At 52.5% G+C, this 14,653-nt stretch carries 13 protein-coding genes; 7 read left to right on the forward strand and 6 right to left on the reverse strand.

The annotated features are described in order from the left end of the window. Positions 1-15 precede the first annotated feature (15 nt). Together AB9F26_RS08430 and AB9F26_RS08435 are read left to right on the forward strand one after the other, a co-directional pair. Complete coding sequence (locus AB9F26_RS08430) at positions 16-594, forward strand: nitroreductase (protein WP_335586383.1); 579 nt, start codon at positions 16-18, stop codon at positions 592-594. Continuing rightward, positions 591-1,277, forward strand: coding sequence for an EI24 domain-containing protein (locus tag AB9F26_RS08435; RefSeq protein ID WP_369767780.1), 687 nt, complete (start codon positions 591-593; stop codon positions 1,275-1,277). Before AB9F26_RS08430 ends, AB9F26_RS08435 begins: the two co-directional genes overlap by 4 nt. Here the strand turns inward: AB9F26_RS08435 and AB9F26_RS08440 are convergent. Together AB9F26_RS08440 and mce are read right to left on the reverse strand one after the other, a co-directional pair. Next, the gene (locus AB9F26_RS08440; RefSeq protein WP_039004363.1) at positions 1,274-1,558 is read right to left on the reverse strand and encodes a DUF1467 family protein; all 285 of its coding nucleotides are present in this window, start codon (positions 1,556-1,558) and stop codon (positions 1,274-1,276) included. The genes AB9F26_RS08435 and AB9F26_RS08440 overlap by 4 nt on opposite strands. Further along, a complete protein-coding gene (gene mce, locus AB9F26_RS08445) occupies positions 1,558-1,962 on the reverse strand; it encodes a methylmalonyl-CoA epimerase (RefSeq protein WP_335586381.1) in 405 nt (134 codons plus the stop codon). The genes AB9F26_RS08440 and mce overlap by 1 nt, the downstream gene beginning before the upstream one ends. Before the next feature lie 199 nt (positions 1,963-2,161). On the opposite strand from mce, the gene AB9F26_RS08450 reads away from it, so the two are divergent. Continuing rightward, positions 2,162-2,878: a response regulator gene (locus tag AB9F26_RS08450; RefSeq protein WP_335586380.1), complete on the forward strand. Its 717-nt coding sequence runs from the start codon at positions 2,162-2,164 to the stop codon at positions 2,876-2,878. A gap of 4 nt (positions 2,879-2,882) precedes the next feature. On the opposite strand, the gene AB9F26_RS08455 is transcribed toward AB9F26_RS08450, so the two are convergent. Further along, positions 2,883-3,599 carry a GNAT family protein gene (locus AB9F26_RS08455; RefSeq protein ID WP_335586113.1) on the reverse strand — a complete coding sequence of 239 codons (717 nt, stop codon included), beginning with the start codon at positions 3,597-3,599 and terminating at the stop codon, positions 2,883-2,885. A gap of 184 nt (positions 3,600-3,783) precedes the next feature. Between AB9F26_RS08455 and AB9F26_RS08460 the strand changes: the two genes are divergently transcribed. After that, entirely contained in the window at positions 3,784-3,963 is a 180-nt protein-coding gene (locus AB9F26_RS08460) for a hypothetical protein (protein WP_369767781.1), read from the forward strand. A 3-nt stretch (positions 3,964-3,966) separates the two neighbouring features. Here AB9F26_RS08460 and AB9F26_RS08465 read toward each other — a convergent pair whose 3' ends face one another. The 3 genes from AB9F26_RS08465 to aspS form a co-directional block, all read right to left on the reverse strand. After that, on the reverse strand, positions 3,967-5,187 hold the full coding sequence (locus AB9F26_RS08465) for a DUF1501 domain-containing protein (protein ID WP_369767782.1): 1,221 nt from the start codon (positions 5,185-5,187) through the stop codon (positions 3,967-3,969). A 4-nt stretch (positions 5,188-5,191) separates the two neighbouring features. Continuing rightward, positions 5,192-6,586: a DUF1800 family protein gene (locus AB9F26_RS08470; protein WP_369767783.1), complete on the reverse strand. Its 1,395-nt coding sequence runs from the start codon at positions 6,584-6,586 to the stop codon at positions 5,192-5,194. A 110-nt stretch (positions 6,587-6,696) separates the two neighbouring features. Further along, entirely contained in the window at positions 6,697-8,472 is a 1,776-nt protein-coding gene (aspS, locus tag AB9F26_RS08475) for an aspartate--tRNA ligase (RefSeq protein ID WP_335586111.1), read from the reverse strand. Positions 8,473-8,720: 248 nt separating this feature from the next. On the opposite strand from aspS, the gene AB9F26_RS08480 reads away from it, so the two are divergent. The 3 genes from AB9F26_RS08480 to AB9F26_RS08490 all read left to right on the forward strand — a co-directional run bounded on the left by AB9F26_RS08480 (position 8,721) and on the right by AB9F26_RS08490 (position 14,636). Beyond that, positions 8,721-10,055, forward strand: coding sequence for a glycosyltransferase family 87 protein (locus AB9F26_RS08480; RefSeq protein ID WP_369767784.1), 1,335 nt, complete (start codon positions 8,721-8,723; stop codon positions 10,053-10,055). 72 nt (positions 10,056-10,127) lie between these two features. Further along, positions 10,128-13,397, forward strand: a complete 3,270-nt coding sequence (carB, locus tag AB9F26_RS08485; RefSeq protein WP_335586109.1) for a carbamoyl-phosphate synthase large subunit — start codon at positions 10,128-10,130, stop codon at positions 13,395-13,397. 117 nt (positions 13,398-13,514) lie between these two features. After that, positions 13,515-14,636 carry a beta-ketoacyl-ACP synthase III gene (locus AB9F26_RS08490; RefSeq protein WP_369754316.1) on the forward strand — a complete coding sequence of 374 codons (1,122 nt, stop codon included), beginning with the start codon at positions 13,515-13,517 and terminating at the stop codon, positions 14,634-14,636. Positions 14,637-14,653 lie beyond the last annotated feature (17 nt).

The raw sequence follows: 14,653 nt of genomic DNA on the forward strand, positions 1-14,653 counted from the left end.
CACCGACGAGGACTTATGCCCAAACCAAATCCTGCCGCAATGGAATTCCTGTTATCTCGGCGCTCCCGACCTGCTAAAACTCTTACGTTCCCCATCCCATCAGCGCAAGATTTGCACCCAATCCTAACGGCAGCTGCGCGCACACCGGACCATGGGAAGCTCGAGCCCTGGAGATTCATCGTCCTCGCGGATGCGGCCCTTCCTCGCCTTGCCGAACTCACCGATCAACGTGGGGCGGCCCTGGGACTTGATGATGAAAAACGAGCGAAATCAAAAGCTCAATTCGCCAACGCGGGACTTGTCGTTGCGGTTGTGTCTTCGCCAAAATCGTCTGAAAAAGTGCCATATTTGGAGCAGGTCTATTCGGCGGGTGCCGTATGTTTAGCACTTGTGAACGCGGCCCTTGCCTCTGGTTGGGGGGCAAATTGGCTCACGGGCTGGATGGCCTATGACCCCGAAATCCTCACAGAGGGGCTTGGGCTTGGAGAGGGAGAAACCGTTGCAGGCTTCATCCATCTAGGCACCGAAACTTCTACGCCTCCGGACCGTCCCCGCCCTGATCTTGCGGCCATCACCACTTGGGTAACAGAATGATATTTGGCGATTTTTTCAAATCCCTTGCACAGCTTTCGGATCGCCGCTTTCGCCTCGTCCTCTGGAAGGGTGTAGGCCTTTCCTTCCTGCTGCTGTTTGGTATTTACGTCGTGTTCGTGACGGGTATCAATTGGTTCGTTCCTGAGTCTGTGACCTTGCCGTGGGTTGGAAATATCACGGTCCTGAAAAGTATTTTCAGCTGGGCCTCGATCCTCTTGATGATCCTGCTTTCGATGTTTTTGATGATCCCCGTCGCCAGCGCTTTCACAGGTTTTTTTCTTGATGAAGTTGCCGAGGCCGTGGAGGACAAGCACTATCCGCAGCTCCCCCCCGCCCCCAAAATGCCGTTCGCTGATACGGTCGTGGATACGGTCAATTTTCTTGGTCTCATTGTGGGACTAAATATCGTTGGTCTTGTCGTCTTCCCGTTTTTTGGCCCCCTCGCCCCCATAATGTTCCTAGGACTGAACGGTTTTTTACTTGGCCGCGAGTATTTCCAAATGGCAGCGATGCGCCGATTAGGCCGTGTTCAAGGCCGTGCATTAATGTCAAAAAACCGAGGCGAAATCTGGATCGCAGGCGCGCTCATGGCTCTCCCCCTGCTCATCCCATTCGTCAATCTGTTTGTACCCGTCCTTGCCGCAGCAACATTCACCCACATGTTTCAGCGCCTTAGGCCTTAAGACGCAGGAACCTCTGGGGGAAGGCGATTCATCCAATCAATATCGCGCACGGTAATTGTGTCTGTCACGATAATCGTGAAAATGATCGCCCAAAGTACAGTGGTAATCAGGGTCACAATGATGGCCCGCTTTTTAAGCTGGGGATCCACGGGCGCAGACGACGGCGTACCCGGTACAACTTCGCCCATGTCTTGCTGTGATTTAAGCCGAATGGGCAATACCACAAAAAGCGTCATAAACCAGAGGACAGAATAAAGAACGATCGCGGAAGTAATAGCCATTATATTTGCTCCAATTCAATGAGGGTTCCGTTGAAATCCTTGGGATGCAGGAATAACACAGGCTTGCCATGCGCACCGATCTTCGGCTCCCCCGTTCCCAAAATACGTGCGCCTTTTGTTAAAAGATGGTCGCGCGCGGTCAGGATATCATCAACTTCGTAACAGATATGGTGAATCCCACCGGACGGATTCTTTGCCAGAAAACCGTTAATCGGACTATCCTCGCCTAAGGGAAACAACAGTTCTATTTTTGTATTAGGCAGGTCAATAAATACAACCGTCACCCCATGATCTGGTTCGTCCTGAGGCGCACCAACACTCGCCCCGAGTGTGTCGCGATATTGTGCAACAGCGGCGTCCAAATCCGGCACGGCAATCGCAACGTGGTTTAAGCGACCAATCATGTGTTTCTCCCATATTCAAGGTGTCTCACTATCCTATAGGGCGCTTCCGCGTGCAATGGGATAGGGGCAAGTGCGACAGAAAAACGACGAAAGGGTCGGCCGTTTTAACGAGTCGTTATCCCTTAATCTTGTTTAATACGATTCTGCACCCAGCTCTTTCTGCATAAACCACGCAGACAAACTTAGAATGGAAAAGGAAATGGACGATCTTAGTAAATTCATGAACAGCCCACCGCCAACACCCACGCGCCCCTTACTTGGAGTTACCGTATTGGTGGTCGAAGATAGCCGGTACGCCAGTGAAGCCATGCGCATGTTGTGTTTGCGTTCTGGCGCCCGAATTCGACGCGCCGATTGTCTGCGGTCTGCGCGAAAGCACCTTCAAGTCTTCAATCCAACAGTTGTTATCGTTGATATGGGGTTGCCTGACGGCTCCGGTGCAGAATTATTGGCTGAATTAAGTCAGACTGCTTCCCCAATTTCAGTTCTTCTGGCGACCTCAGGAGATTCAGGCTTGGAAGAGGAAGCAATTGCCGCTGGAGCGGTGGGCTTTTTGTCCAAACCCGTAAACAATTTGGCGCAATTCCAGAATGCAATCCTAGCGCATTTGCCCACCGAAGATCACCCCCCTGGGCCGCGCCTCCTCAATAACGAACAGATTGTCATAGACAAACTCGCTCTTCGCGACGATTTCGCTCACGTAGAAGAGGTCCTCGCCCAAAATACCGATGGGGACACGCTGGACTATCTGGCGCATTTCATTTCCGGAATCGCCCAAACGGCGCAGGACGGTCAATTGATCGAAGCAGCAAATGCTTTGGCACATGATCGCGCACAAGGCCGCTCAACGCGCACAGACGTCGAGCGGATATCGTCAATGCTACGCGCACGCCTAGAGGAACGCACCTCCATTTAAGTCCTCATTTCAAAACGGGGTCGGAAGACGCGCGCACAATGCCTGTAAGATCTTTAAGGCTTATAATTTGAGCACCGGATTCGCTGAAGTTCTGCGGAGCTAGCCACGTTTTGTACGCCTCTCTTAGAGCCGGCCATTCCTTATCGATTGCCGCAAACCAGACGGTGTCACGATTTTTGCCTTTTACGATCGCGGCTTGCCGAAAAACGCCTTCATAGCTCAGACCTAATCGTTGTGCCGCACGGCGCGAAGGTATGTTGTTGGCATCGCATTTCCATTCGAAACGACGGTACCCCGCCTCAAAGGCCCACTCCATGGCCAAGTAAAAAGCTTCAGTGGCCGCACGTGTTTTTTGGAGTTCGGGCGCAAAATTAATATGCCCAATCTCGATTCCGCCAGCCTCTGGCGAAATCCGCAGAAAGCTCAAAACACCGCAAACGTGACCATTCTTGAGGTCTCGCACTGCATAAAAGTATGGGTCATCTTTTTCTTCAACGCTTCGGGCCCAACGCAGATAATCAGCGGCGGAAGGAAATGGCCCATACGGTAAATAGTCCCAAAGAGCGTCGTCCACCGAGTTCGCCCCATGAAGGTCCGCGGCATGGAGATCGGCATTAAGCCGCTCTAGCGCAACAAAATCACCCTTCATTTCAAACGGTTCGGGACGTGGAGGAACCGTCCAGCCGCCGACATCGTCACCAAACCTCTTATTTTCCGTCATCGCTATCGGCCCTTCTTTCGTTTTCGCCACAATTGACAATAATCCAACGACTGTCCAGCGCGTCTCTTCTACCCAAAACACCTCATTTTCATCGCAATCTATCGCAGTAATTACCCGATTTTGCCCCACTGCTGCCGCATTCCAACGCGATTTTGAGGTAAGTCGGGAAATTTAGGAAAACATCATGATTGAGTATACCCAGAATGCTTTTAGCAATCCAATGGTTGTCAAAGCCTTTGATTGGAGCGTGTTTGCAGGTGGGATGGTCAGTCTTGTATTTGCGATAGCCATGACAATCATGGGGGATGGCGAGACCCAAAATGCAGGTGCCCATTTGAACGGTGAAACACTCGCCAGTTTGTAAGGATTACCGAATTATCTGGGTTGCACCGCTAAGGTCTAGCCCAGGGAAAATGTGTTTTTCAAGCGTTTCGACGTTTGTTCCAAACATTCCCCGAATAGCCATCGCCGCATAAGCACGCACATCTTGCGTCGGAGTCAAATCACGCCCTTGGTATAAATCTTGTTCCCGCAAACCCGGCCAATCCCCGTACACTTGCTTACCTTTCAGGGCACCACCCACCAGAATGGACAAACCTCCGGTGCCGTGGTCCGTTCCCTTGGTCCCGTTTTCGTGGGCAGTTCTCCCAAATTCTGTCATTGCGACAATCGCCGTCTTTTCCCAAATGGGTCCTAAATCATTCTTTAACCGCAAAATAACATCCGACAGATTTCTAAGCGCGCGCTTCAGAGCGCCTTTTTGATTGCGGTGCGTATCCCACCCATTGATCGAAAAAGACGCGATCCGCGTTTCCTCTAGCAAACGTGCGGCCGCAAACGCGGCAATGTTTTCATATCCACTTAGGTTGCGAGCTTCCTTTGCCACCTTCTGCATGGCTTCCAAAGGGTCTAGGCTTTCGGATATCGCCGCCATAGGCGAAGTCAACGCGATCGCTTCGGCCAAATTATTGCGAAACAACGGGTCGTTTTGATAAGAGATTTCCAACAATCGTTTCGCCTGCTCGGTCAAATCCAATCGAGTATCAGGCGCCCAATTCGAAATCTCGGCCTCCCCTTTGGCCAAAAGCATTTCATAGCGTCCAACAGTAAAAGCCGTTTGCGCGTGTGATTTTGGCATGTGTTGCAGCAGGCGGTTGAGCCAGCCATCGCGAAACATTTGGCCATCAGAATTCACCATCCCTGCTTCCAAAACATCCTGCCCGTCAAAATGGCTTCGCTTATCTCGGTAAGGTGTGGAAACAGCATGTGCGAAACCGAGTTCTCCTGCCTCCCATAGAGGTTGCAGCGCCAAGAGGTCGGGATGCATGAAAAACATACCGTTTAACGGGATCGCGGAGCTGGGTTGCGGCAATAGAGACGGACGAAGTGTAGAATACTCTTTATTTTCAAAAGGACCAACCACATCCAGACCGTCCAGACCGCCCCTCAAAATAATGACAACCAGCCGATGATCGCTCGGAGTCGAAGCGAGGGAAATTGGCGTAATCAGAGGACTGGCAGCAAGAGAGCATCCCAGAAATGAAGAATGAACCAGAAATTTGCGTCGCGTGAAGTCCTTAGCTGACATATTTCTATCTCCGCTGAAAGTCAGGCGAGGCAAGGACGAGTCCAATCCCCTCCCATTTGGTTTCGGCAGAATTTGCAACAAATTGTACGGTAGGCGTGAGTCGGTCACCAAGAGCATTTTGCGCTACTTGAAGTGGAGTAATCTCGCTGTTTGCAAGCGACCCCGCAAATGCCTGAGGTACCATCATCGCCCATTGAATGCGCGCCGCCAAACCTTGAGGCGTAAACCATTGTTCGGCATTTTCGGGCCACCCGTCGGGGCCATTGGGCCGTTCCCAAGGTTGCCCCATAAGTGAGAGCGGACTTTGAAAAGACAAATTCGTGAGCCTGTCGTTTAACCTCGTTATAACCTTCACATCGACATCCAGCGCACGCAACGATGTCGCAACAAAATCAAACGGTTGCATTGCCTTGGTGAATTTTTTTCCCCACGCTGCGGGATGGGACAACATAGCTTGATAACAGGCGAGCAATTCGCCATCCGACGCCAGATAGGCGCCTCGGATATCGCCAACAAGTGCAGGATCGGGGGTGTCCGACACAAAATGCACCGCCATTTTTTGCGCAAGATGTGATGCCGTTTCGGGCCGTCGCGCAAAATCTTCGAGGGCGTGATGAATGGATTTAAGACTCGCGCGTGGCCCTCTGTAGGTTTTCCCAAGAATTTCTTCGGTTCCTGGCTCTGCACGTTGGGGTATAAATTTCATCCCATCCGCAAAGGTAAAGCGCGTTCCCGCCAAAAGTTCCGCGAATTGCCGCACATCTTTTTGCGAATACCCCCCACCGACGCCCAATGTATGAAGTTCAAGAATTTCTCGAGCCAAATTCTCGTTAAGTCCCACGTTTTTACGTTTGCGCGACACGTAACTGTTTGGTCCAATAGATTGATTTTGATCAAGATAGTGCAACATGAGGGGGTGCAGAGAAGATGCGATCAGGAGATCGGAAAAGCGACCGTTAATATTCGGCCGAATGGCATCCTCAACAAATGGTGTCACTAAATGTCGGTAGTATCGGTCGTTCCCAACTACGGTGAAGTGATCCGCCCAAAACCGCACCAAACGTTCGCGAAACCCATGTGGGGACGCTATATAGCGCGCGAGACTCGCGTTAAACCAACGAGTGTTAGCGCGCGCCATAGACTTACGCCGCTTGGAAAATTGAGCTTGCGCCTCTTTTTCAAGCTCCGTGCCTCTGTTTTTCTTTTTGAGTTTGCTGAGCCTTTTCAGATCAAGGATCATGGCTCTTTGGCTCTCAAACGATGCGATGGGAAATTGCTTTGCCAACACATCTGGCCCAGTAAGTTCAGCAAAAACGGCGTCAAGGGAGTGTGGTGGTACAAACCGAGGGGAAAGTCCGGTGCCAAACCGAATAGCAGCTATTTCTGGATCAAAGGCCATTTTAGGGCATCCCGATTGCGCGATGCCTTAGGATAACACCAACAATTGCCGTGATGCCATCCTCTTTGGAATCCTCCGCCCATTCATAGAACAGGCGGAGGGTTTCAGATTTAGTCCTGTGGAATAACGCGCAAACCAAGCTCCATAAGCTGTTCACTCATGGGTTCGCTCGGGGCGCTCATCATCACATCTTCGGCACGTTGATTCATTGGGAACATGATGACTTCGCGAATGTTGGCTTCTTCAGCCAACAACATCACGATCCGGTCGATCCCTGCGGCGCAACCACCGTGGGGAGGAGCGCCATATTTGAACGCGCTGACCATGCCGCCAAAGCGTTTATTAACTTCTTCGGCGCCATACCCCGCGATTTCAAACGCTTTGTACATGATCTCAGGACGGTGGTTCCGGATCGCGCCGGATAGGAGCTCATAGCCGTTACAGGCAAGGTCATATTGGAAGCCCAAGACCTCTAGAGGATTGCCATTTAGCGCGTCCATACCGCCTTGTGGCATCGAGAACGGGTTGTGTTCAAAATCGATTTTTCCGGTTTCTTCGTCGGCTTCGTAGATTGGGAAATCGACGATCCACGCAAAGGCAAACCGGTTTGGGTCTGTGAGTTTGAGTTCTTCCCCAATCACGTTACGTGCACGACCTGCGACTGCTTCAAACGCTTTTGGTTTACCTGCGAGGAAGAACGCCGCGTCGCCAAGGCCGAGGCCAAGTTGCTGGCGGATTGCCTCTGTACGTTCTGGGCCGATGTTTTTGGCCAAGGGGCCTGCCGCTTCAAGGCCTTCACCCTGATCACGCCAGAAAATATAGCCCATGCCCGGAAGACCTTCAGCCTGAGCGAAGCTGTTCATACGGTCACAGAATTTGCGCGAGCCACCTTTAGGTGCAGGAATGGCGCGCACTTCGGTGCCCTCGTTTTCCAGCATTTTAGCAAAGATCGCAAAACCAGAACCGCGGAAATGCTCGGACACAACCTGCATTTTAATCGGGTTACGTAAGTCGGGCTTGTCGGAGCCATACCAAAGCGCTGCGTCGCGATAGGAGATTTGCTCCCACGTTTGGTCGACTTTTTTGTCGCCGCCGAACTCCTCAAAAATACCAGTGAGGACGGGCTGGATTGTGTCAAACACGTCTTGCTGGCTCACGAAAGACATCTCAAGATCGAGTTGGTAGAAATCGGTGGGTGAGCGATCGGCGCGTGGATCTTCGTCGCGGAAACAAGGCGCGATTTGGAAATACTTGTCGAAACCCGAGACCATAATCAGCTGTTTGAATTGCTGCGGAGCCTGTGGCAGCGCGTAGAATTTTCCGGGATGTTGGCGCGACGGCACAAGAAAGTCGCGTGCGCCTTCTGGGCTTGAGGCTGTGATGATCGGCGTTTGATATTCGCGAAAGCCGCCATCCCACATGCGACGACGCATGGAGGCCACTACATCCGAGCGCAACTTCATGTTTTTCTGAAGTTTTTCACGACGCAGGTCGAGGTAGCGATACTTCAGGCGGGTTTCTTCAGGGTATTCTTGATCGCCAAAGACCATCAGCGGAAGTTCCTCGGACTGGCCCAAAACTTCAAGATCACGTACAAAAACTTCGATTTCGCCCGTCGGAATAGCTTTATTCACAAGGCCCGCGTCGCGCGCCATAACGGTACCATCAATGCGAATACACCATTCAGAGCGCACTTTTTCGAGGGCAGCAAAAACGGGGCTGTCGGGGTCGGCGATAACCTGAGTGATGCCATAATGATCGCGCAAGTCGATAAACAAAAGGCCACCGTGATCTCGCACGCGATGTACCCAGCCAGAGAGACGAACAGTGTCTCCTACATTGGCGCTGGTCAGAACGGCGCAAGTATGGCTGCGATAGGCGTGCATGGCGTTTTCCTTTGAAAGACGACGAAGTGAAGTGGTTCGAATGCCGATACACCGTTTTAGGGTGGAAAAGTCAATAGAAGCGCACGGGATTAAGGTGCAAACATCACACAGTTGCCCGTTTTAACCCGCCATCAACCTGAATACATGGTCTTAACTGGGCGCGCGACCTATCGTGATCCGCAAAAGCCACGGGGACAATATCCTATTTGGGCCCAAAAAAATGGCACGTGCGAGCAGGAGTAGTGGGTATGAAATCCGATTTTTTATGGGTCGTGTTGGTGATTTCTATTGCCACGATCATATCCGTCACGACGTTTAATCCAGATGTCGCCGCCGATTTTCAAGCGCTTTGGGTGGCCGGAGAGTTTTACCAGGCGGGCGCATTCGACCAAATCTACCCCCCAGACACCGAATACTTCACCAGCAAGCCTTCGCCTGAGTGGATCGCTCATATTGCGGCACAGGGCCAAACGACGCCAATTTACTCTTATATTTACCCCCCCATTTGGGCGGCATTATTCGCCAAACTGACAACACTCACGACGTTTCACACGTTATCCACCATTGCGGGCGTCATAAATCCGATCCTGTTGGGGGGGATGGCATTCTTGGCGTGGCGTTTTTGTTGTTTGGCCGGAATGAAGGGAATCCGCGCACCCGTTTACGTGGCGCTCGTGATGATTATTTTGATGACAACGACCCTTGGAACAATCGGGCTTTTTCAGAACCAAGTCCAAATCCTTGTCAGTTTTCTCATACTCCTTGGCCTTGAACGTGAACGGGCGAACGCGCCTATTATCGGCGGTTTCGCCATGGGCTTGGCGGCAGCGATTAAGCTATACCCCGTTTTCTTTGCCATTTTTTGGCTTGCGCAGGGCAAGAATCGCGCCGCGGCGTCCTTTATAATTGGTGGCGGTGCTATTGGCCTTTTGTCGATCTTCATTTCTGGCTGGCCCTTGCACGAGGTCTTCCTTGAGCAAGTTCGGGTCATTTCAAACGGTGTATTTTTAAACAAAACAAACTACGCGCTTGAGACCTCTATCGCGAATGTGTTTTTCCAAGAACAACTCGTTTTCAGCACATCAGCGGCAAGCGAACTCGATGCTGATGCTCTAAATGGAATTCAAATCGGTCAACTGGCGATGGCCAAACCAGCAATCTGGATGATTTTGAGCCAACTTGTAATACTGTTGTCAGCAATTACCCTCGCGCTTGTCGCCTACAAAACCCGAGATCGTAATCCGCTCGCCCTTTGGCCTTTTGCGTTGACCCTTGTATCCCTCATGAGCCCTCTCGCATGGGGCTATCATTTTTTGCCCGCCGCCAGCTTTGCCCCCGCGATTTTGGCCTTTTTGGGTTTTCGTGTCGGACTTCGCACATTGGCGATTTGCTTTATTCCTTTGGCGATGGGGTTGTTGCCGACCTACGAGGGCCTATCGAATTCTATGAACGTCCCTCAATTGGTTGGCTTTAGTTGCTTAGCTACCTATTGCGCGGTTTGGGCCTATCTCTTGGCAAAAGATCGACACCCCGTCGCCTTAACCCAACAAGCCTCCGCCAAAGACAGCGCGATTCCCGCTTAAGGGCTTGCGCCCACGCGCCCCATGTCTATAACCCACGACAATTTGCTTGAACCTGTTGTCTGGGGGCGCACCATGCCAAAAAGAACCGATATCAAATCCATCATGATCATTGGAGCGGGGCCTATCGTTATTGGGCAAGCCTGCGAATTTGACTACTCTGGTGCACAGGCGTGTAAAGCGCTGCGCGAAGAGGGCTATCGCGTCATCCTTGTGAACTCAAATCCAGCGACGATCATGACCGATCCGACCCTCGCGGATGCCACATATATTGAACCTATCACCCCCGAAATTGTTGCCAAAATCATCGAAAAAGAGCGCCCCGATGCGCTCCTGCCTACAATGGGCGGTCAAACGGGCCTCAACACCTCGCTCGCGCTTGAGGAAATGGGCGTTCTAAAGAAATTCAACGTCGAAATGATCGGAGCCAAACGTGAGGCCATCGAAATGGCCGAGGATCGCAAATTGTTCCGCGAAGCCATGGATCGTTTGGGTATTGAAAACCCACGCGCGACCATTGTGACCGCGCCAAAGCTACCCAACGGCAAAGCCGACCTCAACGAAGGCGTGCGCATCGCGCTTGAGAGCCTCGAAGACATTGGCCTTCCCGCCATCATCCGCCCCGCATTTACCCTTGGTGGTACAGGCGGCGGCGTAGCGTACAACCGTGAAGATTTTGAACATTTCTGCCGTACCGGCATGGACGCCTCGCCCGTGAACCAAATCCTCGTGGATGAGTCGCTTCTGGGTTGGAAAGAGTTTGAGATGGAAGTTGTGCGCGACACCGCCGACAACGCCATCATCGTTTGCGCCATTGAGAACGTCGACCCAATGGGGGTGCACACAGGTGATTCCATCACTGTGGCCCCTGCCCTCACGTTGACGGACAAAGAATACCAAATAATGCGGACGCACTCGATCAACGTTCTGCGCGAAATCGGCGTGGAAACGGGCGGCTCGAACGTTCAGTGGGCTGTAAACCCCGCCGACGGTCGTATGGTCGTGATCGAGATGAACCCCCGCGTGTCGCGCTCCTCCGCCCTTGCCTCCAAAGCAACAGGTTTCCCGATCGCGAAGATCGCGGCCAAACTTGCCGTGGGCTTCACATTGGATGAACTCGACAACGACATCACCGGCGTGACCCCTGCGAGTTTTGAGCCAACGATCGACTATGTTGTCACAAAAATCCCGCGCTTCGCCTTTGAAAAATTCCCCGGTGCTGAACCTTACCTGACCACTGCGATGAAATCCGTCGGCGAGGTTATGGCCGTGGGTCGTACCATCCACGAAAGCTTGCAAAAAGCGCTCGCGAGCATGGAAAATGACCTCACTGGATTTGATGAAATCATCATCGAGGGCGCCCCCGAAAAATCAGCTGTCATCAAAGCAATCGGCAAGCAAACGCCAGACCGTATGCGGACGATCGCACAAGCCATGCGCCACGGCCTGTCAGATGAAGAAATCCACGAAATCACAATGTTTGATCCGTGGTTCCTCGCACGGATCCGCGAAATCGTGGATGTCGAAGCAGAGGTGCGCGCTGGCGGCTTGCCCGTCACCGAGAAGGGCTTGCGCCGCCTGAAAATGATGGGCTTCACGGATGCACGCCTCGCGACTCTTACGGGCCGCGATGAAGCAAATGTTCGCCGCGCACGGATTAACTTGGGTGTAACGGCTGTTTTCAAACGCATCGACACCTGTGCCGCCGAATTTGAAGCACAGACCCCTTATATGTACTCCACCTACGAAGCGCCCGCGATGGGCGACGTCGAGTGCGAAGCGCGTCCAAGTGACAAGAAAAAAGTCGTCATTCTCGGCGGTGGTCCCAACCGGATCGGCCAAGGAATCGAGTTCGATTATTGCTGTTGTCATGCCTGTTATGCCCTTACCGAACAGGGCTACGAGACGATCATGATCAACTGTAATCCTGAAACAGTTTCAACAGATTACGACACTTCGGATCGCCTGTATTTTGAGCCTTTGACGTTTGAACACGTGATGGAAATCCTGCGGGTTGAGCAGGAGAACGGCACCCTGCATGGCGTGATCGTGCAATTTGGTGGCCAGACTCCGCTCAAGCTTGCCAACGCCCTTGAAGCCGAAGGGATCCCTATTCTGGGAACCTCACCTGATGCCATCGACCTCGCCGAGGATCGCGAACGTTTCCAAGCGCTTGTGAACCGTCTTGGCCTACTGCAACCCAATAATGGCATTGCCTCGACGGATGCAGAGGCGATTATGATCGCGGCTAAAATCGGCTTTCCATTGGTCATTCGCCCCTCCTATGTTTTGGGCGGCCGGGCCATGGAAATCGTGCGGGATATGGCGCAACTTGAGCGGTATATATCGGAAGCGGTGGTTGTGTCCGGTGACAGCCCCGTCCTGCTCGACAGCTATCTTTCGGGCGCGATTGAAATCGATGTCGATGCGATTTGCGATGGAACCGATGTTCATATCGCGGGTATCATGCAGCACATCGAAGAAGCTGGGGTACACTCTGGCGACAGCGCGTGCTCGCTCCCCCCCTACTCGCTCTCCAAAGAAACAATGGCGACCCTCGCGGTGCAAACACGCCAATTGGCGCTTGCGCTGAACGTTGTTGGCTTGATGAACATTCAGTTCGCCGAAAAAGACGGGGACATCTACTTGATCGAAGTAAATCCCCGTGCCTCGCGCACGGTGCCCTTCGTGGCCAAGGCCGTGAACAGCCCAATCGCCGCAATCGCCGCGCGTGTTATGGCAGGCGAGAAGCTGTCAGCGTTTGACTTAGTTGATCCAAACATCAAAACCTTCGCCGTAAAAGAAGCTGTTCTTCCATTCGCGCGGTTCCCGGGTGTCGATACGATCCTTGGACCAGAAATGCGCTCGACTGGCGAAGTTATGGGCTCGGACGCTAGTTTCCACCGCGCGTTCCTTAAGGCGCAAATGGGCGCAGGCGTTGAATTGCCAACCGAAGGTCGCGTGTTCCTTTCGATCAAAGACATGGACAAAACCAACATGATGCTGGAGGCCTGCGTGGCCCTCGTCGAAATGGGTTTTGAAATTGTCGCAACCCGTGGCACGGGCGCTTGGTTGGCGGAAAACAACGTCCCGTTTGAGCTGACGAACAAAGTCTACGAAGGCCGTCCCAACATTGTGGACAGCATGAAAGACGGCGAAATCTCTCTGGTCATGAACACCACCGAAGGCACGCAAGCGGTTGAAGACTCTCGTGAAATTCGATCAGTGGCGCTCTATGACAAAATCCCCTATTTCACCACAGCCGCAGCCGCCCATGCTGTGACATTTGCGATGCAAAGCCGCCGCGACGGGGAACTTGAAGTGCGTTCCTTGCAAGAGCGATAAGCCGTTTTCGCCATTGAACATCTGAGCCCGCAAGGGCTCGGATGTGTGGCGGCCCTCGCGGCCCCTTGACCACTGGCGCAAAATCCAGCCTACTCTCTTTGTAAATAAGGGGCCGTTATGTATAATGTTGCGATTACAGGAACGGGTGTTTTCACCCCTGAAAACGTCATAACAAACGATGAATTGGTCGTTGCGTTTAACGCTTACGTCGACCTATTCAATGCTGAAAACGCCGCGCAAATCGAAGCGGGGACCCTCAAAGCCAAATCACATTCAAGCAGCGAGTTCATCGTCAGGGCCTCGGGAATTGAAAACCGTTTTGTCATGGATAAAACGGGCGTTTTGGACCCCAAAATTCTGCACCCCACGCTTCGTCAGCGCTCCGACGAGGAGCCCGCAATCATGGCGGAAATGGCGGTTGATGCTTGTAAAAAAGCACTCGCTCAAGCGGGGAAAACGGCGGCGGACGTAGATGCCGTTATTTGTGCCGCGTCAAATATGGAACGCGCCTATCCCGCAATTGCCGTTGAAATTCAAGACCTTCTTGGAATTCAGGGCTTTGGTTTTGATATGAATGTCGCCTGCTCCAGCGCGACCTTCGGCATTCAAGCAGCGGCAGATATGATCCGCTCTGGCTCGGCCCGCGCGATCCTTGTTGTAAATCCTGAAATCTGTTCAGGTCACCTTGAGTGGCGGGACCGCGATTGTCATTTCATTTTTGGCGACGTTGCAACGGCAACATTATTAGAGCGCGAAGAATTGGCAACGGGGCCGCATTTCAAAATCCTCTCGACGCGCTGCGCCACTCAATTCTCCAATAATATTCGGAATAATAATGGCTTTTTGCGCCGTTCCCGCCCTGATGGCGTTGCGGATCGGCGCGACATGCAGTTCATGCAAAACGGGCGGAAAGTGTTTAAGGAAGTTCTGCCGATGGTCTCCGAACATATGTCGACCCACCTAGCGGACAAAAATATCGACGTTAGCGACCTAAAGCGTATGTGGCTGCATCAGGCCAACAAAGCCATGAACGATTTCATTGGCAAAAAGGTGCTTGGGCGTACCCCCGAAGCAAGTGAGCAGCCAAATATTCTGCAAGACTATGCAAACACGTCTTCGGCGGGGTCGATCATTGCTTTTAGCCAAAACTCAGACGACTTGGCGGTCGGCGACAAGGGCATAATCTGCTCGTTTGGCGCGGGATATTCCGTGGGATCCGTCATTTTGGAACGCGCTTAAATCGCATTTTCAACGGT

The organism is Falsihalocynthiibacter sp. BN13B15 (genome assembly GCF_041205415.1).
Lineage (GTDB): Bacteria > Pseudomonadota > Alphaproteobacteria > Rhodobacterales > Rhodobacteraceae > Falsihalocynthiibacter > Falsihalocynthiibacter arcticus.

Excerpts from the sequence above, each read along its gene's own strand:
- AB9F26_RS08430 (WP_335586383.1), top strand. The coding sequence starts at position 16 with ATGCCCAAACCAAATCCTGCCGCAATGGAATTCCTGTTATCTCGGCGC.
- AB9F26_RS08435 (WP_369767780.1), top strand. The coding sequence starts at position 591 with ATGATATTTGGCGATTTTTTCAAATCCCTTGCACAGCTTTCGGATCGC.
- AB9F26_RS08440 (WP_039004363.1), bottom strand. The coding sequence starts at position 1,558 with ATGGCTATTACTTCCGCGATCGTTCTTTATTCTGTCCTCTGGTTTATG.
- mce (WP_335586381.1), bottom strand. The coding sequence starts at position 1,962 with ATGATTGGTCGCTTAAACCACGTTGCGATTGCCGTGCCGGATTTGGAC.
- AB9F26_RS08450 (WP_335586380.1), top strand. The coding sequence starts at position 2,162 with ATGGACGATCTTAGTAAATTCATGAACAGCCCACCGCCAACACCCACG.
- AB9F26_RS08455 (WP_335586113.1), bottom strand. The coding sequence starts at position 3,599 with ATGACGGAAAATAAGAGGTTTGGTGACGATGTCGGCGGCTGGACGGTT.
- AB9F26_RS08460 (WP_369767781.1), top strand. The coding sequence starts at position 3,784 with ATGATTGAGTATACCCAGAATGCTTTTAGCAATCCAATGGTTGTCAAA.
- AB9F26_RS08465 (WP_369767782.1), bottom strand. The coding sequence starts at position 5,187 with ATGTCAGCTAAGGACTTCACGCGACGCAAATTTCTGGTTCATTCTTCA.
- AB9F26_RS08470 (WP_369767783.1), bottom strand. The coding sequence starts at position 6,586 with ATGGCCTTTGATCCAGAAATAGCTGCTATTCGGTTTGGCACCGGACTT.
- aspS (WP_335586111.1), bottom strand. The coding sequence starts at position 8,472 with ATGCACGCCTATCGCAGCCATACTTGCGCCGTTCTGACCAGCGCCAAT.
- AB9F26_RS08480 (WP_369767784.1), top strand. The coding sequence starts at position 8,721 with ATGAAATCCGATTTTTTATGGGTCGTGTTGGTGATTTCTATTGCCACG.
- carB (WP_335586109.1), top strand. The coding sequence starts at position 10,128 with ATGCCAAAAAGAACCGATATCAAATCCATCATGATCATTGGAGCGGGG.
- AB9F26_RS08490 (WP_369754316.1), top strand. The coding sequence starts at position 13,515 with ATGTATAATGTTGCGATTACAGGAACGGGTGTTTTCACCCCTGAAAAC.